This window comes from Afifella sp. JA880 (assembly GCF_025379905.1).
Taxonomy (GTDB): domain Bacteria; phylum Pseudomonadota; class Alphaproteobacteria; order Rhizobiales; family Afifellaceae; genus Afifella; species Afifella aestuarii.
The window spans coordinates 380,770-406,668 of record NZ_JAOANH010000001.1; the positions used below are offsets into that span (position 1 = coordinate 380,770).

At 62.3% G+C, this 25,899-nt stretch carries 20 protein-coding genes; 1 reads left to right on the forward strand and 19 read right to left on the reverse strand.

What is annotated here, in order from left to right:
• Positions 1-11 precede the first annotated feature (11 nt).
• From bamA to dnaE, 10 genes are all read right to left on the reverse strand, one after another.
• A complete protein-coding gene (bamA, locus tag NYQ83_RS01865; protein ID WP_261211882.1) occupies positions 12-2,375 on the reverse strand; it encodes an outer membrane protein assembly factor BamA in 2,364 nt (787 codons plus the stop codon).
• Between the two features lie 159 nt (positions 2,376-2,534).
• Positions 2,535-3,668: an RIP metalloprotease RseP gene (rseP, locus tag NYQ83_RS01870; protein WP_261211886.1), complete on the reverse strand. Its 1,134-nt coding sequence runs from the start codon at positions 3,666-3,668 to the stop codon at positions 2,535-2,537.
• A gap of 69 nt (positions 3,669-3,737) precedes the next feature.
• Positions 3,738-4,919 carry a 1-deoxy-D-xylulose-5-phosphate reductoisomerase gene (gene dxr, locus NYQ83_RS01875; RefSeq protein ID WP_261211887.1) on the reverse strand — a complete coding sequence of 394 codons (1,182 nt, stop codon included), beginning with the start codon at positions 4,917-4,919 and terminating at the stop codon, positions 3,738-3,740.
• Position 4,920: 1 nt separating this feature from the next.
• Positions 4,921-5,805, reverse strand: a complete 885-nt coding sequence (locus NYQ83_RS01880) for a phosphatidate cytidylyltransferase (protein WP_261211888.1) — start codon at positions 5,803-5,805, stop codon at positions 4,921-4,923.
• On the reverse strand, positions 5,798-6,553 hold the full coding sequence (locus tag NYQ83_RS01885) for an isoprenyl transferase (RefSeq protein WP_261211889.1): 756 nt from the start codon (positions 6,551-6,553) through the stop codon (positions 5,798-5,800). Before NYQ83_RS01885 ends, NYQ83_RS01880 begins: the two co-directional genes overlap by 8 nt.
• Positions 6,554-6,702: 149 nt before the next feature.
• Positions 6,703-7,263 (reverse strand): ribosome recycling factor, encoded by a 561-nt coding sequence (frr, locus tag NYQ83_RS01890; protein ID WP_261211890.1) that lies wholly within the window; start codon positions 7,261-7,263, stop codon positions 6,703-6,705.
• Complete coding sequence (pyrH, locus tag NYQ83_RS01895) at positions 7,260-8,009, reverse strand: UMP kinase (RefSeq protein WP_261211892.1); 750 nt, start codon at positions 8,007-8,009, stop codon at positions 7,260-7,262. The genes frr and pyrH overlap by 4 nt, the downstream gene beginning before the upstream one ends.
• A gap of 86 nt (positions 8,010-8,095) precedes the next feature.
• The gene (gene tsf / locus NYQ83_RS01900; protein ID WP_261211894.1) at positions 8,096-9,022 is read right to left on the reverse strand and encodes a translation elongation factor Ts; all 927 of its coding nucleotides are present in this window, start codon (positions 9,020-9,022) and stop codon (positions 8,096-8,098) included.
• A gap of 31 nt (positions 9,023-9,053) precedes the next feature.
• Positions 9,054-10,211, reverse strand: coding sequence for a 30S ribosomal protein S2 (locus tag NYQ83_RS01905; RefSeq protein ID WP_128293950.1), 1,158 nt, complete (start codon positions 10,209-10,211; stop codon positions 9,054-9,056).
• A gap of 258 nt (positions 10,212-10,469) precedes the next feature.
• A complete protein-coding gene (gene dnaE / locus NYQ83_RS01910) occupies positions 10,470-13,925 on the reverse strand; it encodes a DNA polymerase III subunit alpha (protein ID WP_261211897.1) in 3,456 nt (1,151 codons plus the stop codon).
• A gap of 204 nt (positions 13,926-14,129) precedes the next feature.
• Here dnaE and NYQ83_RS01915 point away from each other — a divergent pair, with 204 nt between their 5' ends.
• Positions 14,130-15,344, forward strand: coding sequence for an esterase-like activity of phytase family protein (locus NYQ83_RS01915; protein WP_261211899.1), 1,215 nt, complete (start codon positions 14,130-14,132; stop codon positions 15,342-15,344).
• A gap of 683 nt (positions 15,345-16,027) precedes the next feature.
• Here NYQ83_RS01915 and NYQ83_RS01920 read toward each other — a convergent pair.
• From NYQ83_RS01920 to NYQ83_RS01960, 9 genes are all read right to left on the reverse strand, one after another.
• Positions 16,028-16,729 carry an ABC transporter ATP-binding protein gene (locus NYQ83_RS01920; RefSeq protein ID WP_234627852.1) on the reverse strand — a complete coding sequence of 234 codons (702 nt, stop codon included), beginning with the start codon at positions 16,727-16,729 and terminating at the stop codon, positions 16,028-16,030.
• Positions 16,726-17,955, reverse strand: coding sequence for a lipoprotein-releasing ABC transporter permease subunit (locus tag NYQ83_RS01925; protein ID WP_234629317.1), 1,230 nt, complete (start codon positions 17,953-17,955; stop codon positions 16,726-16,728). Before NYQ83_RS01925 ends, NYQ83_RS01920 begins: the two co-directional genes overlap by 4 nt.
• Before the next feature lie 110 nt (positions 17,956-18,065).
• Positions 18,066-19,391, reverse strand: coding sequence for a proline--tRNA ligase (proS, locus tag NYQ83_RS01930; RefSeq protein ID WP_261211900.1), 1,326 nt, complete (start codon positions 19,389-19,391; stop codon positions 18,066-18,068).
• 367 nt (positions 19,392-19,758) lie between these two features.
• Positions 19,759-20,010, reverse strand: a complete 252-nt coding sequence (locus NYQ83_RS01935) for a DUF1467 family protein (RefSeq protein WP_128293946.1) — start codon at positions 20,008-20,010, stop codon at positions 19,759-19,761.
• Positions 20,011-20,013: 3 nt separating this feature from the next.
• Entirely contained in the window at positions 20,014-20,418 is a 405-nt protein-coding gene (gene mce, locus NYQ83_RS01940) for a methylmalonyl-CoA epimerase (protein ID WP_092812602.1), read from the reverse strand.
• An 8-nt stretch (positions 20,419-20,426) separates the two neighbouring features.
• Positions 20,427-22,109: a ribonuclease J gene (locus tag NYQ83_RS01945; protein ID WP_261211912.1), complete on the reverse strand. Its 1,683-nt coding sequence runs from the start codon at positions 22,107-22,109 to the stop codon at positions 20,427-20,429.
• A gap of 2 nt (positions 22,110-22,111) precedes the next feature.
• Positions 22,112-22,936 carry a biotin--[acetyl-CoA-carboxylase] ligase gene (locus NYQ83_RS01950; RefSeq protein ID WP_128293944.1) on the reverse strand — a complete coding sequence of 275 codons (825 nt, stop codon included), beginning with the start codon at positions 22,934-22,936 and terminating at the stop codon, positions 22,112-22,114.
• Positions 22,937-22,938: 2 nt separating this feature from the next.
• Positions 22,939-24,360: an NADH-quinone oxidoreductase subunit NuoN gene (gene nuoN, locus NYQ83_RS01955; protein ID WP_128294313.1), complete on the reverse strand. Its 1,422-nt coding sequence runs from the start codon at positions 24,358-24,360 to the stop codon at positions 22,939-22,941.
• A gap of 24 nt (positions 24,361-24,384) precedes the next feature.
• Positions 24,385-25,899, reverse strand: coding sequence for an NADH-quinone oxidoreductase subunit M (locus tag NYQ83_RS01960; RefSeq protein WP_261211916.1), 1,515 nt, complete (start codon positions 25,897-25,899; stop codon positions 24,385-24,387).

Below are 25,899 nucleotides of genomic sequence, written 5' to 3' on the forward strand. Positions count from 1 at the left end.
CGGCCTTGGGATCAGAATTTGGTGCCGCCGCCGATGCGGAAGAACTGCGTCTCGTCGTAGTCTTCCTTGCTCAGCACATAAGCGAAGTCGGCGCGGATCGGACCAAGCGGAGAGGCCCACAGAAGCGAGGCGCCGACCGATGAGCGGATGCCATTTTCATCGACGACATCGATACCCGGAACGTCGGCTTCGCTGATGTCGGTGTCCCAAGCGGTACCCGCGTCGGCAAAGAGAGCCGCCCGCAGCCCGAGTTCGCGCGGCAGAGCCGGGAACGGGAAGACGACTTCAGCAGTCGCCGCTGCAAAGTACTTCGCACCGAGAGCATCGTGATCATCAGAGGCGATATCGCGAGGACCGATGCCGGAGGATTCGAAGCCGCGAATGGTCTCGCCGCCCTTATAGAAGGCGTCGAGCAACCGCACATCCTCGCCAAGGCCCGTGATGTTGCCACCCTGGACACGCAGCATGCCGATGACTTCCTGATCAACCAGAAGCTCGCGATAGAGCGAGGCAGAAGCGGTCGTACGAACGAAGCTCACATCACCGCCGACACCCGCGATTTCCTGGGTCAGCTTGCCATACACGCCGTCACGCGGATCGAGGCGGTTGTCGAGCGTGTCATAGATCATGCTCCACACCGCGGAAGACACCAACGTGTCGCCCTCGGCCAAACACACGGCCTTCGAGGAGCTCGAGCACTCCGAAATAGGATCCGTGTCGATATCGAAGTTCGGAACATCGATCTCCTGCTGCTCGATCTTATAGCCGAGCTGAACAGTGAAGTCCTCGGTGATCGGGAAGCCGAAAGTGATACCGCCACCCGTCGTGGTGTAGTCGTACGAGCGGTAGTCGTTGTCCTCGTAGTCCTTGCGATAGACGTTGAAGCCAGCGGAGACACGCCGTCCGAGGAAGTACGGATCGGTGAACGCGAATTCGTAGGTCTTGGAAGACTCGCCAGCGCCGACCGCCGCACGGACGAAATAGCCGCGACCCAGGAAGTTGCGTTCGGTGAGCGAAATGTCGCCAAGGATGCCGTCGCTCGTCGAATAGCCGGCACCAAAGGAGAGCTCGCCGGTCGCCTTTTCCTGGACCTCGACCGTCACGATGACCCGGTCAGGCGCGCTGCCCGGCTGTGCGCCGACAGAAACCTTGTCGAAGTAGTTGAGGTTGCGCAGGCGACGCTCGGCCCGGTCGATGAGAACGCGGTTGTAGGCGTCGCCCTCGGAGATATCGAACTCGCGGCGGATGACGTAATCGCGGGTGCGGTCGTTCCCAGAGATTTCGATGCGCTCGATATAAGCGCGAGGCCCCTCGTCGACGATATAGGTGATGCCGATCGTATGGTTGACCGGATCGCGATCGACACGCGGCCGCACCTGGGCAAACGCATAGCCCGAGCTGGCGAGTTCGATGGTGATCGCCTCCATCGACTTCTCGACCTTCTCGCTCGAATAGACATCGCCCTCGTCGGTGGAAACCAGACGCATAAGAGACTGCGGATCGATACCCGGGATGATGCTGTCGACCTGGATCTGGCCGAACCGGTATTCCGGGCCCTCATCCATCGTGAAGGTCACGAAGAAAGCATTCCGCTCGCGGTCGAGATCGGCGACGGACGAGACGAGCTGATAATCGGCGAAGCCACGGTTGAGGTAGAAGCGGCGCAGCCGCTCCTCATCCGAAGACAGACGATCGGGATCATACGTGTCGCCAGAGCGCAGGAAGCTGAGAAGACCGCTCTCGCGCGTCTGAACGACGTTGCGCAGACGCCCGTCGCTGTAATGCTGATTGCCGATGAAGGTGATGCGGGACACGCCCGTCTTCGGGCCTTCCGAAACCTCATAGACGAGGTTGACGCGATTCTCCGGCAGGTCGATGACCTTCGGCGTCACGGAGCCCTGGAAACGACCAGACCGGCGATAGAGCTCGAGGATGCGCTGAACATCGTTCTGCACCTTGGCGCGCGTGAACACGCCGCGCGGCTGGGAGCTCACGACGCCCTTCAGCTGGTCGTCCTTGAACTTCTTGTTACCCTCGAAATTGATGCGGTTGATGATCGGATTCTCTTCAACGCTCACCACCAGGGTGCTGCCGCGCTGATTGATCTGAACATCGGAGAACAGCCCCGTCTCGAACAGCGCCTTCAGCGATTCGTCGACGTCTTCCGCCGAGAAGCTGCGACCTGGCTTGACGAGAAGGTAGGCGCGAATGGTGTCAGCATCGACACGCTGATTTCCATTCACTGCAACAGAGCTGACGACAGCAGCTTCAGCCTGAGAGACGAAGCCGGGACCGGAGACAAGCCCCGTCGCCATGATCGTCAGTGCGGCGAAAACTGCGCCGCGGATGAAGCCCGCTAAGGATCTATGTTTCATGTGCCGTTTTGCCCGGTCTCTTGTCTGCGGAGCCGCCCAGATACGCGTGAAGGGCCGCGGATTGTGCCGTTCGTATCGCAGGGATACCGGCGCGAAGCAACTGGCAACCCAAGCGATACGGCCGTTTTTGATGGTCAAGTGGCCATTCGGCAACGGCGCTCAAATCCCGGTCATCCTTACGATATCGTTAAAGGTGACGAAGACGAAAAGCATGATGACGAGCGCGAAGCCGATGCGAAAACCCATCTCCTGGGCTCGTGGCCCGAGCGGCCGGCCGCGTATCGCCTCGATCAGGTAGAACACAAGATGCCCACCATCGAGCATCGGAACAGGGAAAAGGTTCAAGAGACCGATCGAAACGGAGAGAATCGCGGCGAGATGAACGAGGCCCGGGATGCCGCCCGATTCGGCCACCACGCCAGAGACCTGCGCCACGCGCAGCGGACCGCTCAGCTGGTCGGCGTTTTCACGCCCCCTGAAGATACGACCGACATAGGTCAGCGTGCGTTCTACCACCACATAGGTTTCCCGCATGCCCTCGCCGATCGCACCGATCGGGCCAAACCGCTCCAGCTTCACATCGGCCGCCCGGGAGACGCCCAAGACGCCGATGCGTTGCGTCCCACCGAGCCCGTCAGGAATTTCCTGACGCTGCGGAGTGGCAGTCAGTTCGATCTCACGCCCATCGCGCTCGACCGCGAAATGAAGCGTCTCGCCGGAGGCGAGCGCGACAACGCGCTGAACGTCCGTGAACGTCTCAACATGACTTCCGTCAATCGCGACAATCGTGTCGCCGGGCTCGAAGCCTGCCTCTTCCGCGGCGCTGCCCGGGTTGACGATCTCCACCAGAGGCGTCGTCACCGGCTTGCCGATCGTGCCGAAAACGGCCGCAAAGAGAACGACGGCGAGAATGAAATTCGCAAATGGTCCGGCAAACACGACGGCCGCCCGTTGCCAGACCGGCTTGAAATGGAAGAGGCCCGCGCGTTCTTCAGGCGTCGTCGCCGCCAAAACCTCAGGATCCGGGAAGCTCGCGTCGTTCTCGTCGCCGACGAACTTCACATAGCCGCCCAAGGGAATCGCGCTCACCCGCCAGCGCGTGCCGTGTCGATCATCGAAACCGAAAAGCTCGCGCCCGAAGCCGATGGAGAATGTCGAGATTTCTACCCCGCACCAGCGCGCGACGAGAAAATGCCCGAGCTCATGGATGAACACGACAACCGTCAGCACGACGAGCGCCGGCACGACGTAGAAGAAAGCGACCTCACCAGCCGAAATCAGGGTTTCTAGCATGTGTGTGCTTCCTCCTTATCCGTGTCGTTGATCGGCATCGCCTCGTCTGACGCGCCGTTCGTTGCGGGCTCAGGCCGCCAGCAGACGCCCGGCAGCGAGATCGCGCGCCTGGCCATCAAGAACAAGTGCCGCCTCGACCGTCTCCGGCTCGTGCATCAGCCCGGCCTTGTCGGCCTCTTCCAGCACGCGCTCCACAAGCTGCGGGATCGTCACGAACCCAATGCGCCGATCGAGAAAGGCCGCAACGGCAATTTCGTTGGCCGCATTCAACACAGTGGGCGCGCCGCGGCCTGCGACCATGGCCTCGCGGGCGATCCTCAGTGCGGGAAAGCGCTCCGAATCGGGCTTTTCAAAGGAGAGCATCCCGACCTCGGCGAGATCGAGATGGCTTGTCGCCCGCTCTGCCCTGTCCGGCCAGTTGAGACAGTAGTCGATCGGGCGGCGCATGTCGGGCGCGCCAAGCTCACCGTGCCAGGAGCCGTCTCTGAAGACGACGAAGGCATGAACCTTGGATTGCGGATGAATGAGGACGCCAAGCTGCTCCGGCGGGAAGCCGAAGAGATGCCGCGCCTCGATCAATTCCAGCCCCTTGTTCATCAAGGTTGCCGAATCGACGGTAATTTTTGGCCCCATCGACCACGTCGGATGATGCAGAGCTTCATCGACGGTCACCTTGGCAAGCTCGTCGGCGGTCTTGGCGCGGAACGGCCCGCCCGAAGCGGTCAGGACGAGCCGATCGACCGACGCCGGATCGACGTCGACCAGCAACTGAAAAATGGCGTTGTGTTCCGAATCGACCGGCAGAATGCGCACACCCTTTTCGCGCGCCAGCGCCATGAACGACGAGCCAGCGCAGATGAGGCATTCCTTGTTGGCTAGGGCAATGTCGTTGCCAGCGCGAATCGCCGCTGCCGTGGGCGCGACACCAGCCGCTCCTACAATCGCGGACAGGACCCGATCGGCAGGCTCGGCCGCCGCCTCGCAGACGGCGTCATCACCGGCCGACACCCTGATTCCCGACCCGTCCAGCGCTTCTTTCAAGCGGCCATAACGGCTCTTGTCGCGGATGACGGCGCTTTCGGCTTTGACGCGACGGGCGACATCCGCAAGCTCGTCGACCTTCGTCCCCGCCGTCACCGCACGCACCTTGAACGCGGGGCCGCCCTCGCGCGCGAGATCGCGCTCCATGAGGTCCACAGTGCTCTTTCCGATGGAACCTGTGGCGCCGAGAATGGTGACGATACGTGCCATTTTACTGTGTCCAATCTGGAATGGGGGCGGCGAAACCGCTGAGCGCCAGCAGGACGCCGACGACGGCCGCCGCATAAAGCCCATCGATCCGGTCCATTAGACCACCGTGCCCCGGGATAAGACGGCCGGAATCCTTGGCGCCGAACCGACGTTTCATCGCCGATTCCCCGAGGTCTCCAAGCTGCGCCGCGACCGACAGGATCAATGCGGCGCCGATCGCGGATGGCCATCGAGATTCGGTGAAAACCGCGAACAAAATACCCACGACGAGCGCGCCGGCCGCGCCGGTCGCAGCGCCCGACCAGGTTTTCGACGGCGACACGCGCGGCCAGAGCTTCTTCCCGCCGAGGGCGCGCCCACCAAAATAAGCCGCGATATCTGTGACCCAGACGACGAACAGCAAAAAGAAGAGCACGAGGCGGCCCGTTTCGGCATCTGCGCGCAGAGCCAAGAGGGCCACGCTCGGAATGCCGGCATAAAGAACGCCAAGAGCGAGCCAAAGCGGCCGCCGGTCGCGCGCGCCGGCGCTTTGGCCGCTCGCTACGCCTTGATCGAACAGAACCGTCCCTGAGGCGACGAGCGGGACCGCCACGAGCGGCAGCAACAGAAGCAGGATCCCACCCCCCGGCAAGCCACCGAAGGTGACGAGAAGCGCGAAAGCCAAAAGCAGCCCCTCACCGATCCGCCAGGCCTGAGGCTGCTCGCATTCGCTCATGCGCGTCCATTCGTAGAAAACGAGGAGCGCCAGAACGAGAACGAGAAGAAGAAAGGCAATGCCGCCAAACCATGTCGGCAGGATCGCGAGCGGCAGCAGGATCGCCGCGGAGACCACCCGCGTCGGAAGATCGCTCTTGTCGAATGAAAAAATGCCCCTGCTCTCAGACACCTGTCAGCCCTCCAAAACGGCGATCGCGACTGTGAAACTCGGCGATTGCAGCGTCGAATTCGTTCTCGTCGAAATCCGGCCAGTAGACCGGGAGAAAGACGAATTCCGTGTAAGCGAGCTGCCAGAGAAGAAAGTTGCTGATGCGCGCTTCACCGGACGTGCGGATCAGAAGATCCGGATCTGAGATGCCGGCCGTATCGAGATGCTCGGCAAAGACGCGTTCTGAGAAGTCGGCCGGGTCGATCTCGCCACGAACCATTTTCTCGCCGATCCGCCGCATGGCGCGCACCAGCTCGTCGCGGCCGCCATAATTGAAGGCGACCTGCAGCACGAGACCGTCATTCCCTCGCGTCTCCGTCTCAGCCTTCTCGACGAGAGCGGCAATATCCTTCGGCAGGCCTTCGCGGCGCCCGATGACGCGGATGCGAACGCCGTTCTTCTTCAGCTCGGCGAGATCGTTGCGAATGAAGAAGCGCAGAAGATTGAAAAGGTCGTTGATCTCGCTGCGCGGTCGCGACCAGTTTTCTGAGGAGAATGTGAAGAGGGTCAGGACCCGTACACCGCGATCGCCCGCATGGCGCACTGTCCGGCGAACGGATTCGACCCCACGGCGATGACCTTCGATCCGGGGCAGGCCACGGGCGCTTGCCCAACGGCCGTTGCCATCCATGATGATGGCAACGTGCGCGGGAATTTCCCCGCCGGACCGCGCGCGCGGCACCGGATCGATCTGCGCTAGTGTGCCCATGCCTCTGTGCCGCCTGCGTGCTCGCGCTCCAGTTGCGCCAATCATAAGCGGAAAACGTAAAGCCAGTGCCCCTACCGGCTGAACGAGTGCTATCGCGAGAGGCTAACGCAACCAGAGGTCCGGTGGCCAGCGCGAAGGCGCAACCGTCTTTAGACCTGCATAATCTCCTTTTCCTTATGGCCGAGCATGTCGTCAATTGCGGCAATATGCTCGTCCGTAAGGGACTGAATACGGTCAGACTGGCCCCGGCTCTCGTCCTGGCTGATCTCGCCGTCCTTTTCGGACTTCTTCAGCACCTCCATGCCGTCACGGCGGACATGGCGGACGGCTACGCGCGCGTTCTCGGCATATTTGTGGGCGACCTTCACCATCTCCTGCCGGCGCTCGGCGTTGAGCTCGGGGATCGGGATGCGCAGAAGAGTGCCTTCCATGATCGGGTTGAGGCCAAGGTTGGAATCCCGGATCGCTCTATCGACTGCGCCGACGAGCGACTGGTCCCACACCTGCACCGAAAGCATGCGCGATTCAGGAACGCTCACCGTGCCGACCTGCGAAATCGGCATCTGCGAGCCGTAAGCATTCACAGTGATCGGATCGAGAAGGTTCGGAGAAGCCCGGCCGGTGCGCAGACCCGCAAGCTCGGTGCGCAACACGGAGACGGCCCCGTCCATCCGTCGTTTGATGTCCTTGAAATCGACGCCTTCACTCATGGTTTTCCCCGGATTTCGTTTTTGCCGTCGCCGGAAATGAGGGTTCCGACGGCCTCCCCAGCAACGATGCGGGCGAGTGCCCCCGGCTGGTGAATGTTGAATACAATTATCGGCAAGCTGTTATCGCGAGCAAGCGAGAAAGCCGCCGTGTCCATGATCTGGAGATCCTTGGCGATGACCTCTTGGTAGCTGACCGTCTCGTAGAGGGTCGCGGTCGGATCCAGACGTGGATCAGCCGAATAGACACCGTCGACCTGGGTGCCTTTGAGGAGCGCATCGCACTCCAGTTCAAGCGCTCTCAGCGCCGCACCGGAATCCGTCGTGAAGAAGGGATTGCCTGTACCGCCCGCAAGCACGACCACACGTCGCTCGTCCATGTGCCATGCGGCACGCCGATGCACGTAAGTTTCGCAGACGGAGGGCATTTCGATCGCCGACATGGCGCGGGCTGAAACGCCCAAGCGCTCGATCGCCGCTTCAACGGCAAGCGCGTTCATCACCGTCGCGAGCATGCCCATATGGTCGCCCGTGACGCGGTCTCCGCCGCCTGCGGCAATGGCCACTCCGCGGAAGATGTTGCCGCCGCCGATGACGATCGCAAGCTCAGTGCCCGCATTGTGGACAGCGACGATCTGCGTGGCGAAGGCGCGGACGACATTGTCGTCGATGCCGAAGGGCTGATTGCCCATCAGCGCTTCGCCGGAAAGCTTCAGAAGAATTCTTTTGGGGCGCGGACGTTCGCTCATAAATGCCTGCATTCCTTACTCGGTTTGCGGCCCGACACGTTCGCGCCCCTGTCTCTTTGCGCCGCGCGAAGAGTGCGCGGGCCTATTCAGCGGTTGCCGGCAGCAGCGGCAACCTCGGCGGCGAAGTCTTCTTCTTCGCGCTCCACGCCCTCACCCAGGCGGAAGCAAACGAAGTTGGTCAGAGCAATCGCAGCGCCGGCGTCTTTCTCAGCATCGGCAATCGCCTGCTCGACCGACTTGTCCGGGTCGATGACGAAAGCCTGCTTCAAAAGCACCGATTCCTCGTAGAACTTGCGCATCCGGCCATCGACCATCTTCTCGATGATGTTGGCCGGCTTGCCGGATTCGCGTGCCTGCTCAGCGAAAACCGCGCGCTCACGCGCAACTACGTCCGCATCAAGCCCATCGACATCGACGGAAAGCGGGCTAGCAGCCGCGATATGCATCGCAATCTGGCGGCCGAGAGCGGCAAGCTTTTCCTTGTCGCCGTTCGACTGCAGCGCGACCAGGACACCGATCTTGCCAAGGCCCGGCGCGGAAGCTGCGTGCACGTAGGTGGCAACGACACCCGGATTAGCCTCAAGAACCGCCGAGCGACGCAGCACCATGTTTTCGCCGATCGTGGCGACGGCGTCCGTCAGAGCGCCTTCGACGCTCTTTCCGGCACCTGCCATATCGGCTGCCTTGACTGCGGTGACAGAGCCGTCGGTGGAGAGGGCCGCTTCCGCGACCTTCAACACGAGCGCCTGAAATTGATCGTTGCGGGCAACGAAATCGGTCTCGGAGTTCACCTCGACGATGGCGGCCTTACCGTCCGCCTCGGCGATACCGATGAGACCTTCCGCGGCGACGCGGCCTGCCTTCTTCGCAGCCTTCGCCAGACCTTTTGCGCGCAGCCAGTCGACGGCGGCATCCATGTCGCCATCCGCCTCCTGCAACGCGGTCTTGCAGTCCATCATGCCGGCGCCGGTCTTGTCGCGCAGCTCCTTGACCATCTGGGCCGTTACAGCCATCGATCATGTCCTCTCTTGCGTGTGCGCAGCCTTAGGCCGCGGCTTCCTGTTCTTTCACCAGCGCTGTCGCCTGCGCGATCCAGTCCTCGCGCTCGACGCGGCCGGCGGATCCGAGCGCAGCGTCGAGACGCTCCGTGTCCGCCTGATCGAGACCGGCGATCTGCGCGTAGCGGGTGATTCCGAGCTGATTCAGCTTCTGCTCCAAAACCGGGCCGACCCCATTGATCTTCTTCAGATCGTCCGCGTCGCCCTCAGGGCGCGCAAACAGCGGCTCGACTTCACCGGCCTTGCCCGGCGACGGCGGCGCCTTGTCTGTCTGCACGTTCGATTCGGGATCCGGATTGGCGGCCTCGGCTTCCGCCGCGACGAGCACATCGCGGTTGGCGGCGCTTTCCTCGGTCACCGGTCCGGCCTCGGGCACTTCACCGCCGAAGCTGGCATCTTCCAGCGCAGCCTCGTTCACCTCTTCAGAGGCGCCGATGTCGACGCCCATGTCGCCCTGGCCACGCGAAATGCCGTCGAGGACTGCCCGCGTGACAAGATCGCAGTAAAGGGCGAGCGCGCGACCCGCGTCGTCGTTGCCCGGGATCGGGTAGGAAATGCCTTGGGGGTCGCTGTTGCTGTCGACGACTGCGGCGACCGGAATGTTGAGCCGGCGTGCCTCAGCGACGGCGATCGATTCCTTGTTCGTATCGATGACGAAGAGGAGATCTGGAATACCGCCCATGTCCTTGATGCCGCCAAGCGCGCGCTCAAGCTTGTCGCGTTCGCGCGTCAGAGACAGACGCTCTTTCTTGGTAAGGCCCTGGACGCCTTCCTCGAGCATCCCTTCCAGCGTCTTCAGCCGCTGAATGGAATTGGAGATGGTCTTCCAGTTGGTGAGCATGCCGCCGAGCCAACGGGAGTTGACGTAATACTGGGCGCACCGGCGTGCCGAATCGGCCACGACCTCAGACGCCTGCCGCTTCGTGCCGACGAACAACACGCGACCGCCCTGCGCGACCACATCGCTCACGGCCTGCAGAGCGCGATAGAACATCGGCACCGTCTGGGCGAGATCGATGATGTGGATATTGTTCCGCTCACCAAAGATGTACGGAGCCATCTTCGGGTTCCAGCGGTGAGATTGATGACCGAAATGAACGCCAGCCTCGAGCAGCTGGCGCATAGAAATATCAGGAAGCGCCATTTTTCGTCTCCGGTTGTACCTCCGCAGGGACGGACGGCAGACCGCCACCGGATGCCTCTAAAGCAAATACCCTGCGTGTGTGATGGCCGGCCCTATAAGGGGCGGGCGGCTTTTTTGCAACGCCCAAATGGGCATGCGAGACGCGCTTCGCAAGTTGAAGAGGGTCCAGCAGCGTCGCGCGATTGCGAACAAAAAGTCTAAAACCGCACCTCGTGCGGTCAGGAGAGGACGCGCCGCCCTCTCCTGCACGCTCTCACATCATTGAAGGTCAACGTGAACGACACCCGGTACTGCCTTGATTGCGCTTGCGACTTGCGGTGTGACCTGATAGCGCCCGGGCAATCGGATCTCGATTTCCCGATTTTCGTCCCGCCGCAGCAGCACCAGTGACACCTGTGACTGGCCAGGCCCATTCAACCGGCTTGCCAGACGTTCGACGGGATCGCTGTCGTTCAAATAAACCGTCAACGCCATGCTGAGCTGTGCGGCCATCTCCTCAAGCGGCTCCACGCCGACAATACGCACCCTGAGATCGTCCGTCTCGTCTTCCATTTCTGCGGTCAGGCGGAAGAGATAAGAGCGGCCCGGCTCGAGCTTGTCGCGCCATTCGAAAAGCTGTTCTTGATACAGCACCGCCTCGAACTGTCCCGAGGGATCAGACAGAGTCAGAATGCCGATGCGCCCGCCGGAGCGCGTCCGCTTTTCCTGTTTGCGCACGACAGTCGAGGCGACGAGGCCGGCCTCCGCGCCGAGCCGCCTCACCTTGTCGGCAAAATCCTTCCATGAACTGCCGCCCTTCTTTCTGACGATGTCGGAGTAGGCATCGAGCGGATGCCCGGACAGATAGGCTCCGACAGCGGCAAGCTCGCGCATGAGCTTTTCCGACTGCATCCAAGGGTCGGCCGGCAGAAGGTTGAGTTCGGGCGCATCGGTCGGCGCAGCAAAGAGATCGACCACGCCCGCCTCCTGGCGCGCATGATGCTCGGTCCCCGACCGCAGAAGCCGCCCGACATTGGCAAAGACGGTCGCGCGATCGAGGCCGAGCGAATCGAATGCACCCGCCTGGACCAGGCATTCCATCGCGCGTCGACCGATCACTCTCGGATCCGTGCGCGCGACGAAGTCGGCGAGATCGGCGAAAGGCCCGTCGCGTCGGGCTTCGACGATATGCTCGACCGCATGCTGGCCGACGCCTTTCAAGGCCGACAGAGCATAGATGATGGCGCCCTCCTCCACGTCGAAGAACGTACGTGGGCGGTTGATGTCGGGCGGAAGCACCTGGATGTCGAGGCGCTTCGCTTCCAGCCGGAATTCGTTGAGCTTGTCGGTGTTGCCCATGTCGAGCGTCATCGACGCCGCCAGGAATTCTGCGGGATGATTGGCCTTCAGATAGGCCGTCTGATAGGCCACGAGGGCATAGGCTGCGGCGTGGGATTTGTTGAAGCCGTAGCTTGCGAATTTCGCCACGAGGTCGAAGACCATCGCAGCATCGGCGGCCTTCACGCCATGCGCCTTGGCGCCTTCCACGAAGCGCTCGCGCTGGGCGTCCATCTCCGCCTTGATCTTCTTGCCCATGGCACGACGAAGAAGATCGGCTTCACCGAGTGAATAGCCCGACAGGAGCTGGGCGATCTGCATCACCTGCTCCTGGTAGATGATGACGCCGTAGGTCTCCTTCAGCGTCGGCTCGAGTTCCGGCAGGAGGTAATCCGGCTCTTCCTCGCCATGCTTGCGCCGGTTGTAGGTCGGGATGTTGTCCATCGGTCCCGGCCGGTAGAGCGCGACGAGAGCGATGATGTCCTCGAAGCGGTCGGCGCGCATCCCGACGAGCGCGCGGCGCATACCCTGACTTTCCAGCTGGAACACGCCAACCGTTTCGCCGCGGGCGAGCATGGCGAAAGTCGTCGGATCATCGAGAGGCAAAGCCGCGAGATCGCAATCGATCTTGCGCTTGCGCAAAAGGCGCACCGCCTTGTCGAGCACAGTCAGCGTCTTGAGGCCGAGGAAGTCGAATTTGACGAGACCGGCCTGTTCCACCCATTTCATGTTGAACTGGGTGACGGGCAGGTTGGAGCGCGGGTCGCGGTAAAGCGGGACCAGCTCCTCGAGCCGGCGGTCACCAATCACGATACCTGCGGCATGCGTCGAGGCGTGGCGATAAAGCCCTTCGAGCCGCGTGGCGATGTCGATCAGACGACCGACCACCGGCTCGCGCTCGATCTCTTCCTGAAAGCGCGGTTCGTCGGCGACGGCCTGGGCCAGAGTGACCGGGTTTGACGGATCGGCCGGCACCAGTTTGCAGAGCCGGTCGACCTGGCCGTACGGCATTTCGAGCACACGGCCGACATCGCGCAGCGCAGCGCGCGCCTGCAGCGTTCCGAAGGTGATGATCTGGGCTACCTGCGCCTTGCCGTAGCGCTCCTGGACATAGGTGATGACCTCGTCGCGCCGCTCCTGACAGAAATCGACGTCGAAGTCCGGCATCGACACACGCTCCGGATTGAGGAAGCGCTCGAAGAGGAGATTGAACCGCAAGGGATCGAGGTCGGTAATCGTCAGCGACCAGGCGACCACGGAACCAGCGCCCGAGCCGCGGCCCGGCCCCACCGGAATGCCGTGTTCCTTCGCCCATTTGATGAAGTCGGAAACGATCAGGAAGTAGCCCGGGAACTTCATCTTCTCGATGATGCCGAGCTCGAAACTCAAACGTTTCTCGTAGTCTTCGAGGCTGAGGCCCGGCGCGCAGCCATGCTTGGCGAGACGCGCCTTCAGGCCCGCTTCGGCCTGCTCGCGCAGCTCGGCCGCCTCGTGCGCCTCCGCCGTCTCGGCATCGGCAGCCGCCCCGCCGACGAAACGCGGCAGGATCGGACGGCGCGTCTTCGGCCGCATCTGGCAGCGAATGGCGATTTCGACGGTGTTTTCTATCGCCTCCGGGAGATCGGCGAATTTCTCGGCCATCGCCTCGGCCGACAAGAAGCCGTGCTGGCGGGTGAGCTGCCGGCGATCGTCTTCGGAGACGACGCGGCCTTCCGCGACCGCCAGCAGTGCATCATGCGATTCGTAATCGTCCTCGCTGGCGAAGAACGGTTCATTCGTCGCAACGATCGGCACGTCGCGCGCATAGGCAAGGTCCAGAACACCCGCTTCGGCAGCTGTCTCGATCTGCATTCCATGGCGCTCGATCGCCACATAAAGCCGGTCCTGGAAAATCGTCTGAAGCGCCGTCAGCCGCCCGGCGGCATCCTCCGGGCGATTGGCGAAGATCGAGGGATAAAGCACGCCGTCATGGCCACCCGTCATCGCCAGAAGCCCGTCGCCATACGCCTGCAAGAGCGGCGCCGTCAGCGGCAGCCCGGCGGAATCTTCCCCGAGATAATAGGCGGTGACGAGATGAACGAGGTTCTGCCAGCCAGTTTCGTTGGCGCAGAGCAGGAAGAGATGTTCACGCCCGGCGGCCCGGAAGTGCGGTTCGGCGCGCCGCTCGATGTTCTCCGACAACGCCACGGGCAATTTGCAGCCGATGAGCGGCTGGATCCCCGCGCCGGAGGCTTTTTGAGAGAATTCGAGCGCGCCGAAAAGATTGGCCGAATCGGTCACGCCCACAGCGGGCATGCCCGCACTCTTGGCGAGCTTGATGAGCTTTGCGACCGGGAGCGCGCCCTCCAGCAGCGAAAAGGCCGAATGACAATTGAGATGGATAAAATGCGGTGCCAAGGGTGAACTCCTCCACGCCTCTTTTATCGCCGCTGGCGACCGAGCGACAGGCACGAGCGACCCTCGTCCCCACCCATCTCTCTCAGTCGCCGTTCCGCCCCACCCCGCTGCGACGCCACGTCAGCCAACCCGCGATGGTCCCGTCATGGATCCGTCGCCAAGTTGCATTTCCTAGGAACAGTACGAATCGCCCGAAGATCTATCGTGCCCTCACTCTCCCCTCTCTCCCGCCTCCCTCTCCTCCTCGTCATTCTCGGAGCCATCGCGGCGTTGAGCCCGGGAGAGGCAGAAGAGGCCGGCAGCCTGCCCCCACCCGTCTTCCGCGGGGCCCTGACATTGCCGAAAAACCTTGAGGTCGAAGGAACGCCTTTTGGGGGAATCTCCGGCCTCGACTACGATGCGGCGAACGACACGTTTTACGCACTCTCAGACGACCGAGCGCAGCGTGGACTGGCACGATATTACACGCTCCGCCTGACCCTCGACGCCGACGGCATCCACGGAATGGACGTCACGTCGATGCATGTCCTCAGGCCGCCGGGTGGCGGCCAGTTCTCTGCAGGCGAAATCGATCCAGAGGCTTTGAGGCTCGCCGCCGACGGTACACATTTCTACTGGTCGAGCGAAGGCGACGAGAACGGCACTCCGGCGATCTTCATTTCCGACCTCGACGGCCGCGCGAGCGGCCAGCTCTCTTTGCCCGACGCCTATCTGCCCAATCCCACGGGCACCCACCACGATGTCACCCGCCCCGACGGCACCCAGGGTGTGCGCGACAATCTCGGCTTTGAGGCGATCGCCCTCTCCCCCGACAACACACGCCTCTACGCCATCACCGAAAACGCGCTCATTCAGGACGGCAGCCAGGCGACGCTCTACGTTGGAAGCCCGTCGCGCATCATCGTCTTCGACCTCGCCTCCGGCAACGTCGCCGCAGAGTATGTCTACGAGACCGATCCCATTTTTCGCGCCCCCGCATTCCCGCTCGGCGGCGCCGACAACGGCGTTTCAGAAGCTCTCGCACTCGCCGACGGTCGGCTCCTCGTCGTCGAACGCGCTTATGCGGCAGGCGTCGGCAACCACATCGCCCTCTATGTCGTCGACCTCGACGAGGCGGACGACATTTCCAGCCTCGAAAGCATTGCGGATCGCGATGTCCGCGCGGTGCGAAAGACGCCCTGGCTCATCCTCGATGAAGGAACCTTCGGCCTCGACCTCGACAACATCGAGGCTGCGAGCTTTGGCCCGATGATCGACGGCCAGCCTTCGCTCGTCCTTGCCTCAGACGACAATTTCAACCCGCTTGGCCAGGTCACACAATTCCTGCTCTTCACCTTCACGGCGCCGAACGCCATTCCGGACACAGAGCCGTCAGGTGGTCTCCCCGTGTCGCAGCGAAAATCCGGCACCGCGGATTGATTGCCCCTGGTCGACACGGCCATCGCGTCCCACTCGGCCGTCCCGCACCCAACCCGAGACCAACATCATGAGACCGGCCAAGGAGCCACCGGTTGCTCACCAGCAACCGCACGTCCCTGCGGAATCGCAGCCGACGAACCGGTGCCGCCGTTCGCGCGGAAAAGGCCTCAAAGGGGCGCGAACAACCCAAGGCTCAGAACGTATAAAGAGGCCGTCAGCACCACGGTCGCAGCGAAAGACAGAAGCTCAGAAGCGAACATATTCATCGTATACTCCCTCTTTGTTCTCATCTTGTTCTGCTTTTTGATTTCTGTCAACCCCGGTGCCTGTTGGGCTTTTCACGGCGTGCGCTTCTGCTCTTTCGGAAGGCTCGCAGCCGCAGAACTTCCGCAGATGAAAAGTCAGGGCACTGGCACAGAACGCCCGTCAGCGGAGGCGTCGCGACCCTCAGGCCAACGTTTGGACACTGAACGCACGGAGGCGCGCGGCGCCGATTGTGACAGGAGCCGCCCGAGGAGAGCATGTGCAGGCTGCCGATGCGCCAAGGGCGCAAAAGCCCAGTGGCATGCGCGCTCAATCGGCGATGTCCGGAGAGAGTCGTTTGGATTTGAACTCGTCGGCAAGACGTGCTGCCGAAACGGCACGACGTCGTTCAGCCATGCGCCTTGCGATGGCCGGCCGCCTCAGGCGCCCTCGTAAGGCACGATCTTGCCGTCTCTCAGCGTGACAGTGCGATCCATCCGCTTTGCCAGAGCGAGATTGTGTGTCGCAACCAGCCCGGCGAGGCGCGTCTCACGCACGAGCCGGGTCAAGGCATCAAAGACATGGTCCGACGTCTTCGGATCGAGATTGCCGGTCGGTTCGTCGGCGAGAAGGAGGCGCGGCGCATTGGCGAAGGCCCGGGCGATCGCCACCCGCTGCTGTTCGCCGCCGGAAAGCTCGGCCGGTCGATGATCCGCGCGATGATCGACGCGCAAATAGGCAAGCAGCTGGCGCGCCCGTTCCATCGCTTCCTGACGGGACAGGCCTGCGATCATTTGCGGGATGACGCAGTTCTCGAGCGCGGAGAATTCCGGCAGAAGATGGTGGAACTGGTAGACGAAGCCGATGGTGCGCCGTCGCAAAGCCGTGCGCTCGCCGTCATCGAGGCCAACCGTCGCCTCCCCGGCCACCCAGACCTGCCCGTCATCCGGCTTTTCGAGAAGTCCGGCCATATGCAGAAGCGTCGACTTGCCGGCGCCCGAGGGAGCGACGAGCGCCACGAGCTCACCCGGAAAAAGGGTGAGATCCGCCCCTTGCAGGATCGGGAGGTCTCCGCTGCCGCTCTGATAGACGCGCACGACCTTCTCAAGGCTGAGCGCGGGGATGTCTGCCGTGTCGCTCATTCGTAGCGCAATGCCTCAACAGGATCGAGCTTGGCGGCGCGCCAAGCCGGATAGAGCGTCGCGAGGAAGGAAAGAATGATCGCCATCACCATGATCGACATCGTCTCTCCCACGTCCATATCGGCGGGCAGACGGCTCAGATAATAAAGCTCAGGCGAGAACACTTCGGTGCGCGTGATCCAGGTCACGAATTCGCGCAGGCTTTCGATGTTGGCGCAGACGAGGGCCCCGAGCGCCACGCCGACGAGCGTGCCAACGACACCGATGCTTGCTCCTGTGATGAAGAAGACCCGCAAAATCGCCCCGCGTGTCGCCCCCATCGTCCGCAGGATGGCGATGTCGTGTCCCTTGTCCTTCACCAGCATGATCAGACCGGAGATGATGTTGAGGGCCGCGACGAGGACGATCAGCGTCAGGATGATGAACATCACGTTGCGCTCGACCTCAAGCGCGGAGAAGAACGTGACGTTGCGCTGTCGCCAATCGGACGAATAGATCGGCCGACCGGCGGCCTCTTCGACCTTTCCACGCATCGCCTCAACATCGTCGGGATTGTCGAGATAGACCTCGATCGCCCCGACTTCCTCGCCCTTGTTGAAATAGGCCTGCGCCTCTTCGAGTGGCATGAAGACGAAGGTCGAATCGTATTCCGACATGCCGATCTCGAAGATCGCGACGATCGGATAGGCTTTGACGCGTGGCGAGACGCCCATGGGCGTGACGGCACCGCGCGGACTGACCAGGGTGATGTTGTCGCCCACGAAGAGGCCGAGAGACTGGGCAAGCCGGCTGCCGACGGCCACACCTCCCGCCGTGTCGAAGTCGGCAATCCCGCCGCCGTCTTGAATGTTGCCGGCGATGCCGGGGACTTTTTCGAGGTCGGCTCCTCGGATGCCCCGCACCAGGACACCCGAGCCGCCACTCGTTGCACCCGAGGCGAGGGCCTGGCCCTCCACCAACGGAATGGCCGCGCGCACGCCTGGCACCGCCGTTATGCGCTTGGCGACCGCATCGTAGTCGGTCAAAGGCGTATCGATCGGCTGCAGAATGAGATGGCCGTTGATCCCGAGGATCTTGTCGAGAAGCTCGGCACGGAAGCCGTTCATCACGGCCATGACAATCACGAGCGTCGCGACGCCTAAGCAAATGCCGAGAAAGGAAAAACCCGCAATGACGGAGATGAAAGCCTCTTTGCGCCGCGGCCGAAGATAGCGCAGCGCCAGCATCCATTCATACGCCGAGAAAGGCCGCGTCGCAGCGTTCGATGCGCTGCGGCGTTTGCCCGCCGATTCGCCGGCGACCTCGGCCTCCCCCTTTGCGGCTCTTTCCACCAAGCTCAGGCCTTTTCGTGCACGAGGCGATTGACCGCTTCATCGAGCGACAATGTCTCTTTGGCGCCGGTGGCGCGATCCTTGACCTCGACCTCGCCCGAGGCCGCCCCGCGCGGGCCGACGACGAGCTGAGTCGGCAGACCGATCAGGTCCATCGTCGCGAATTTGGCCCCGGCGCGCGCATCGACGTCATCGTAGAGGACCTCAAGACCGGCCTTCTCCAGGCGCACGGTCAGCCCCTCGGCGATTTCGTCCGTCGCCGCGTCGCCCGGCTTCAGATTGACGAGACCGAGATCGAACGGTGCGACGCTCTTCGGCCAGATGATGCCGGCATCGTCGTGACTCGCCTCGATGATCGCGGCGACCACGCGCGACGGGCCGATGCCATAGGAGCCCATATGCACCGGCACCATTTCCCCGTCCTGATTCGTCACCATCGCCTTCATCGGTTCTGAGTACTTGGTGCCGAAGTAGAAAATATGGCCGATTTCGATACCGCGTGCGGAAACCCGCCGCTCTTCCGGCACCGCATCGAAGGCCGCTTTATCATGCATGTCGTCGGTCGCCGCATAAGGCCCCGTCCAAGCATCGAAAATTGGCGACAGATCGGCGGTAAAGTCCGTGTCTTCACCGGGAATCGGCAGATCCAACAGCGCCTTGTCGCAATAGACAGCGCTTTCGCCGGTGTCGGCGAGAATAATAAACTCGTGGCTGAGGTCGCCGCCGATCGGCCCGGTTTCCGCACGCATCGGAATGGGTTGCAGGCCGAAGCGGGAGAACGTCCTCAGATAGGCGACGAACATCCGGTTGTAGGCCGCACGGGCGCCCTCGTAGTCGAGGTCGAAGGAATACGCGTCCTTCATCAGGAATTCCCGCGAGCGCATGACGCCGAAGCGGGGCCGCACCTCGTCGCGGAACTTCCACTGCAGGTGATAGAGATTGAGCGGCAGATCCCGGTATGAGCGCACATGACTGCGGAAGATGTCGGTGACCATCTCTTCCGCCGTCGGACCATAGAGCAGCGACCGATCATGACGGTCGCGGATCCGCAGCATCTCCTGTCCGTAATCGTTATAGCGCCCGCTTTCGATCCAAAGATCCGCCGACTGGATCGTCGGCATCAGGATTTCAAGCGCGCCTGCGCGGTTCTGCTCCTCTCGGACAATGGCGCTCACTTTATCGAGCACGCGCTTGCCGAGCGGCAACCACGAATAAATTCCAGCAGATTGCTGGCGAATCATACCCGCGCGGAGCATCAGGCGATGGGAGACGATCTCCGCTTCCTTGGGGTCTTCTTTGAGAATGGGCAGGAAATATCGGGACAGTCGCATTGAAGCGATCCATAGGTCAGATTGTGCGCGCGCACTGAAACCGTATCGGGGGCGGCTTGGCAAGCGCGCAGCCGGTGTTTCCCAAGCCAACAATCGGCTGCACCATGTTTGAGCAGCCTTCGACCAAAAAAGACGCATTTCTTGTGGAAGCTAGGTGACAAGCCTGCGTCACTTCGTTACTGTCGTCTCTGCCTCATGCGGTGAAACAACGCATAAACAGCGGCCGGTCTAGGAAGGAAACGGAATCAAGCTGCTCCCGCGTCGAACGAGAAGCGGCCACAGAACAAAGAACTAAACGAGTAGGCAAGGCTGAGGCCTTGCCTTTTTTATTGGCGATTCTCGCGCCTCGGCGCAGCTCGCGCTCCCCTCAGACCACGAGATCTTCCAACGTCACCCCGAAGACGGCGATGGCGAGATAGACGACGCCAAAAAGGACGGCCGCGACCAGAGAAGTCGCCAAAAGCTTCCACCACATGCGCGGAACTGCCGGCGCGGCACGTTCCGTGCCGAGCGTCACCTCCCCCTCCTCCTCCTGGGTACGCACCCCGAACGGCAGGACGGCGAACAGCACCAGCCACCAGATCACGAAATATACGGCAAGAGCGCTGATCCAGGACACGTCCTAGGCCTCCTCGATCTCCACGAGCGTGCCGTTGAAGTCTTTGGGGTGAAGGAAAAGGACCGGCTTGCCATGAGCTCCGATCTTCGGCTCGCCATCGCCCAGGACACGCTTTCCCTCGGCCTTCAGGCGGTCACGGGCCGCGAGAATGTCGGAGACTTCGTAGCAAATGTGGTGGATGCCCCCCGCAGGACTGCGCTCGAGGAAGGCAGCAATCGGCGAGTTTTCGCCGAGCGGCTCCAGAAGCTCCACCTTGGTGTTCGGCAAAACCACAAAGACGACGGTCACGCCGTGCTCCGGCAAGGGCTGCGGCTCAGACACCTCCGCTCCGAGCGTGTCGCGATAAAGCGCCGTGGCGGCGGCAAGATCACTGACGGCGATAGCAATATGATTGAGCCGACCCAGCATGGTATTCCTCAGACGTAACTGACGGTGACGGCGACGGAAGGCTTTTTGCCCCAGATCGCCGCGATCTCGCTGCGTATAGCGCGCCGCACCGATTCCTGGACACTTGCTTCGTCGCGACGCTTTGCCTTGGGAAGGGAATCGAGCGTGTCGTCCACCGTGTCCTCCACAATGGCCTGCAGCAACTCGCCCTCGCTGTCGCATGAAGGGAGGCCGATCATCGCGACCTGGGGGTCGTCGAGAGGCTCGCCCTTCTCGCTCATGACCAGCGAGACGAAAACGGCGCCTGCGAACGACAGGCGGCGCCGTTCGACGACACCGCTCTGTTCGGGCGCCAACAGAAGCCGTCCGTCGCGGAACATCTGCCCTCCCCCGACCTTGGAGATGACCTCTCCGGGACCCGGGGCGAGACGCGCGAGGTCGCCATTGCGCACCTCCAGAACTTCAGGGATGCCGGCAGCGCGCCCGAGCTTCGCCTGCTCGTGGAGATGCAGAGCTTCGCCGTGCACGGGCACGAGCAATTCCGGGCGAAGAAGCTCATAGAGCCGACGCAGCTCGTCTCGCCTTGGGTGCCCAGAGACATGCACAAGGCCGAGCCGGTCGGTAATCACCTCGGCGCCGAGATCGATCAGGCCATTGATGATGCCGTTGACCGCCCGCTCATTGCCGGGAATCGTCCGGGATGAAAAAATCACCATATCGCCGGGCGAAAGCGCCACGGCCGGATGATCGTTGGCGGCAATGCGCGCCAGCGCCGCACGCGGCTCTCCCTGGCTTCCCGTCATCAGGGCAACGACCTTGTCGCGCGGCAAGTAGCCATAAGCCTCCTGATTGTGGAACGGCAGAAGCCCGTCGAGATAGCCGAGCTCGCGCGCCACATTGATGGCCCGATCGAGCGACCGTCCAACGACGACCACCTCACGCTCTGCCGCCAGGGCCGCCTCCGCGACCGCCTTCAGCCGCGCGACATTGCTGGCGAACGTGGTGACCGCAACGCGCTGTCTGGCGCCGGCGATGATTTCCTTCAAAACGGCAGCGACCTCGGCCTCGCTCGGGCTGATGCCGTCGCGCACGGCGTTGGTCGAATCACAGACGAGCGCCCGCACCCCCTCTCGACCGATTTCGGCAAGGCGCACCTCGTCGATCGGCTTACCGAGGCCCGGCGTCGGATCTATCTTCCAATCGCCGGAATGGACCACGGTGCCAGCCTCAGAGCGGATGACCAGGGCACTCGGTTCTGGGATCGAGTGGGAAACCGGCACGTACTCGACCTCAAATGGGCCGGCTGAGACCCGGGCGCCCTGCTCGACCACCGTCACCGGGATATCGGGCGCGCCGATTTCACCAGCTCGCTTGGCGGCCAGAAGGCCCGCCGCGAACGGCGTCATGTAGACTGGAGCCTTCAGCTTCGGCCAGAAATCGAATAGCGCGCCGAAATGATCCTCGTGCGCATGGGTGATGAATATCCCCTCGAGGCGATCCGCCCGCTCCTCCAGATAAGCGATATCCGGCAGGACGGCATCGACCCCGGGCAGATTGTCGTGGCCGAAAGCCACGCCCATGTCGACGGCGATGTAGCGTCGCCGGCGCGCGGGACCGATCCCGTAAAGCGCGAGATTCATGCCGATCTCGCCGGCACCGCCCAAGGGTACGAAGACGAGGCCTTCGCTCTTATCTTTGTTCTTATGAACCATCATCAAATCCGTACGGTCGCAGCGGCGCTAAAATGAACTTCGCCGGCGGTCACCGCTCTCATTGTCCCGCTTGCTGTCCGCACGAGTAGGCGTCCTTCATCGTCGATGGAATCGAAGGTGCCGCGGATAATCTCTTCGCCCAGTTTGACGGCGACAGGCGCGCCAAGACCGGAGGCCCGCTTCAGCCACGCATCACGGACGGAAGCAAACCCTCGGCCTCCGGCCCATAGATTTTCCTGATCCACCCAGGCGTCGGCCAGTCTCAAAAACACGTCTTCCGCACAGATCCCGTCAACGCCGAGGTCAACGAGCGAGGTCGCGGCATAAGGCAGATCCGGCGGCGTCCGAACGACGTTGACACCTATCCCGATGACCACAGCCATAAAGCCGTCGCCCACATTCGATGCTTCGAGCAGGATACCAGACACTTTACCACCGTCGATCAGCGCATCGTTCGGCCATTTGAGCGTCAGTCGGTTGTTCTTGCCATCCGCCGCCCCGTCGAGACCGACGTTAAGCCGAAGCGCCGGAGCGCAAGCCCCGAGTGCATCGTGAAGCGCAAGACCAGCCACGAAGCCCAGATTGGCCGCGTTCACGCCTCGCGGCACGAGAAGAAGCAGGCTCGCAGCAAGATTGCCCGGCTCAGTGGACCATGCCCGCCCACGCCGTCCATGCCCGGCCGTCTGATGTGTCGTCGTCACCCACAGGCGACCCGCATCGCCTTCGCGCGCGAGCCGCATCGCCTCAGAGTTGGTGGACCCGACAGAGGGAAGCGCCAGAAGCCTGAAGCCTGCGGCACGAGCCTTGGCGCCTAGGGTGAACCCCATCCCTAAAAGAGGCTTGCTGCCGCAGTCCCAGCCGCGTTGATGATCGGGGAGGCAAACACCAGGAACGCAACCACAAAGGCACCGGAGAGGACGAGGACCGCCTTCAACTCGCCAGGCATCCGCTCGAAGCTCGCTTCCGCCTCGTCGAAGTACATGAGCTTGACGATCCTGAGATAGTAGAAGGCACCAACGACGCTGGTCACGACGCCGATGACCGCGAGCCAATAGAGGTTGGCCTCGATTGCTGCCAGGAAGACGTAATACTTGGCGAAGAAGCCGGCGAGCGGCGGGATGCCCGCGAGCGAGAACATGATCGCCCCCAGCATGAAGGCCGTCAGCGGCTGGGTACGCGAAAGCCCCGCCAAAGACTCGATGTCCTCTACCATGTGCTCCTGCCGACGCATCGCGAGAATGCAGGCAAACGCACCCAGCGTCATCGGAACGTAGATGACGAGATAGACGATCACCGACTGCACCCCGAGCTCGCTTCCAGCAGCAAGCCCCACAAGCGCGTAGCCCATATGGCCGATCGAGGAATAGGCCATCAGCCTCTTGATGTTGCGCTGGCCTATCGCGGCGAACGCCCCGAGCGCCATCGAGGCGATCGAGACGAAGGCGACGATCTGCTGCCAGTCCATCGAGATAGGAGCGAACGCTTCCGTCACGACGCGGATCGTGAGGGCCATCGCGGCAAGCTTCGGAGCGGCCGCCAGGAAGGCGGTGACCGGCGTCGGCGCGCCTTCATAGACGTCCGGCGTCCACATATGGAACGGCACCGCTGAAATCTTGAAAGCAAGGCCAGCCATGACGAAGACGAGGCCGATCACGAGGCCGGTCGAGCGCCCATCGGCGAGGACGTTGGCGATCTCGATGAAATTCGTGTGGCCGGTAAAGCCGTAAACGAGCGACGAGCCGTACAGGAGCATGCCCGACGACAGCGCACCCAGGACGAAATATTTGAGGCCGGCTTCCGTCGAGCGAATGGAATCGCGATGGATGGCGGCGAGCACATAAATCGCCAGCGACTGCAGCTCGAGACCCAGATACAGACTGATCAGGTCGTTGGCCGAGATCATCAGGAGCATGCCGAGCGTCGCGAGCACGATGAGGATCGGGTACTCGAAGCGCTGAAAGCCAGCGAGGCGCGCATAGCCGACCGACATGGCAATCGCGAAGCCGGACGCGATCAGCGTCAAGACCTTCATGAACCGGGCAAAGCTGTCCTGAATGTAGGCTCCGTTGAAGGTCGTGCCGTCGCCGCCCGCAAACAAGACGAGAAGCACGGCAAGGCCCAGGAGCCCGATCGAAATGCCCGTCACGGTCGGCGCGGAACGCTCACCGGCGAACACACCAAACATCAAGAGCCCCAGGGCTCCGAGAGCGAGAACCAGTTCCGCCAGAAGCGGTGTCAGGGTCGGCATCATGATGACTTCCGGCACGGAGACCTCCTAGCGGCCGAGCATTGCGGCGGATGTGGCGCCCTCGCGGGCGGCCTCCACCTGGGCCACGAGATTGTCGACGGAAGCCGCGGTGACGGTCATCACCGGCTGCGGATAAACGCCGAAGAAGAGAACGAGCAACATCAATGGCACCAATATGAGCTTTTCCCGCCGAGAGAGATCGAGCATCGCCTTGAGGCTTTCCTTCTCCAGCTGGCCGAGCACGACGCGGCGATAAAGCCACAGCGCATAGCAGGCCGAGAAGATCACGCCTGATGCCGCAAACAGGGCGACCCAGGTGTTCACTCGGAACGCTCCGAGCATAGTGAGGAATTCGCCGACGAAGCCCGACGTACCGGGAAGACCGATATTGGCCATGGTGAAAAGAAGGAAGGCGAAGGCATACCAGGGCATGCGGTTTACCAGACCGCCATAGGCGTCGATCTTGCGCGTGTGCAGGCGGTCGTAAATCACGCCGACGCACAGGAAGAGAGCGCCCGAGACGAGACCGTGCGAGAGCATCTGGAAGATGCCGCCCTGCACGCCCTGTGCCGTCACCGTGAAGATACCCATCGTCACGAAGCCCATATGCGCGACGGACGAATAGGCGATCAGCTTCTTCATGTCCTCCTGCGCCAGAGCGACGAGGGAGGTGTAGATGATGGCGATGACGGACAGCGTATAAACGAAAGGCGCGAAGTCCGCGCTCGCCAGCGGAAACATCGGCAGCGAGAAGCGCAGGAATCCGTAGCCGCCCATTTTCAGAAGGATGCCGGCCAGGATGACCGACCCCGCGGTCGGGGCCTCCACATGCGCATCCGGCAGCCAGGTGTGCACCGGCCACATCGGCATCTTCACCGCAAACGAGGCGAAGAACGCGAGCCACAGCCAGAACTGCATGCTTTCCGGGAACTGATGATTGAGGAGCTCCGGAATGGAGGTCGTGCCTGCATCCCAGTACATCGCCATCAAGGCCAGCATCATCAAAACCGAGCCGAGCAGCGTGTAGAGGAAGAACTTGAAGGCGGAATAGACGCGCCTCGGGCCACCCCACACACCGATGATCAGGAACATCGGAATGAGGCCGCCCTCGAAGAACACATAGAAGAGAACGAGATCGAGCGCGCAGAACACGCCGATCATCAGCGTTTCAAGGACGAGAAACGCGATCATGTATTCTTTGACGCGGTTCTGCACGGATTCCCAGCTCGCCAGGATGCAGAGCGGCATCAAAAACGTCGTCAGGATGACGAACAGCATCGAGATGCCGTCGACGCCCATCCGGTAGCTCATGAAGCCGCCGAGCCAATCCGCATTTTCGACGAACTGGAAGCCCGGGTTCTGTGGATCAAAACCGATCCACAGAAGCAGCGAGACAAGGAAGGTCACGACGGTCACGCCGAGAGCGACATGGCGCATATTGCGCCGATGCACCTCTTCGTCACCGTGAATGAAGAAGAAAATGATCCCGGCGCCGACCAGCGGCAGGAACGTTATCGTCGAAAGGATGGGCCAGTTCAGCAT

Coding starts and splice junctions, on each gene's coding strand:
- NYQ83_RS01920 (WP_234627852.1), bottom strand. CDS start 16,729: ATGAGCGACACGGCAGACATCCCCGCGCTCAGCCTTGAGAAGGTCGTG.
- dxr (WP_261211887.1), bottom strand. CDS start 4,919: ATGGCACGTATCGTCACCATTCTCGGCGCCACAGGTTCCATCGGAAAG.
- NYQ83_RS01925 (WP_234629317.1), bottom strand. CDS start 17,955: ATGCTGGCGCTGCGCTATCTTCGGCCGCGGCGCAAAGAGGCTTTCATC.
- proS (WP_261211900.1), bottom strand. CDS start 19,391: ATGCGACTGTCCCGATATTTCCTGCCCATTCTCAAAGAAGACCCCAAG.
- NYQ83_RS01960 (WP_261211916.1), bottom strand. CDS start 25,899: ATGCTGAACTGGCCCATCCTTTCGACGATAACGTTCCTGCCGCTGGTC.
- bamA (WP_261211882.1), bottom strand. CDS start 2,375: ATGAAACATAGATCCTTAGCGGGCTTCATCCGCGGCGCAGTTTTCGCC.
- NYQ83_RS01885 (WP_261211889.1), bottom strand. CDS start 6,553: ATGGGCACACTAGCGCAGATCGATCCGGTGCCGCGCGCGCGGTCCGGC.
- frr (WP_261211890.1), bottom strand. CDS start 7,263: ATGAGTGAAGGCGTCGATTTCAAGGACATCAAACGACGGATGGACGGG.
- NYQ83_RS01950 (WP_128293944.1), bottom strand. CDS start 22,936: ATGGGGTTCACCCTAGGCGCCAAGGCTCGTGCCGCAGGCTTCAGGCTT.
- tsf (WP_261211894.1), bottom strand. CDS start 9,022: ATGGCTGTAACGGCCCAGATGGTCAAGGAGCTGCGCGACAAGACCGGC.
- NYQ83_RS01905 (WP_128293950.1), bottom strand. CDS start 10,211: ATGGCGCTTCCTGATATTTCTATGCGCCAGCTGCTCGAGGCTGGCGTT.
- mce (WP_092812602.1), bottom strand. CDS start 20,418: ATGCTGGGTCGGCTCAATCATATTGCTATCGCCGTCAGTGATCTTGCC.
- pyrH (WP_261211892.1), bottom strand. CDS start 8,009: ATGAGCGAACGTCCGCGCCCCAAAAGAATTCTTCTGAAGCTTTCCGGC.
- rseP (WP_261211886.1), bottom strand. CDS start 3,668: ATGCTAGAAACCCTGATTTCGGCTGGTGAGGTCGCTTTCTTCTACGTC.
- NYQ83_RS01945 (WP_261211912.1), bottom strand. CDS start 22,109: ATGGTTCATAAGAACAAAGATAAGAGCGAAGGCCTCGTCTTCGTACCC.
- nuoN (WP_128294313.1), bottom strand. CDS start 24,360: ATGATGCCGACCCTGACACCGCTTCTGGCGGAACTGGTTCTCGCTCTC.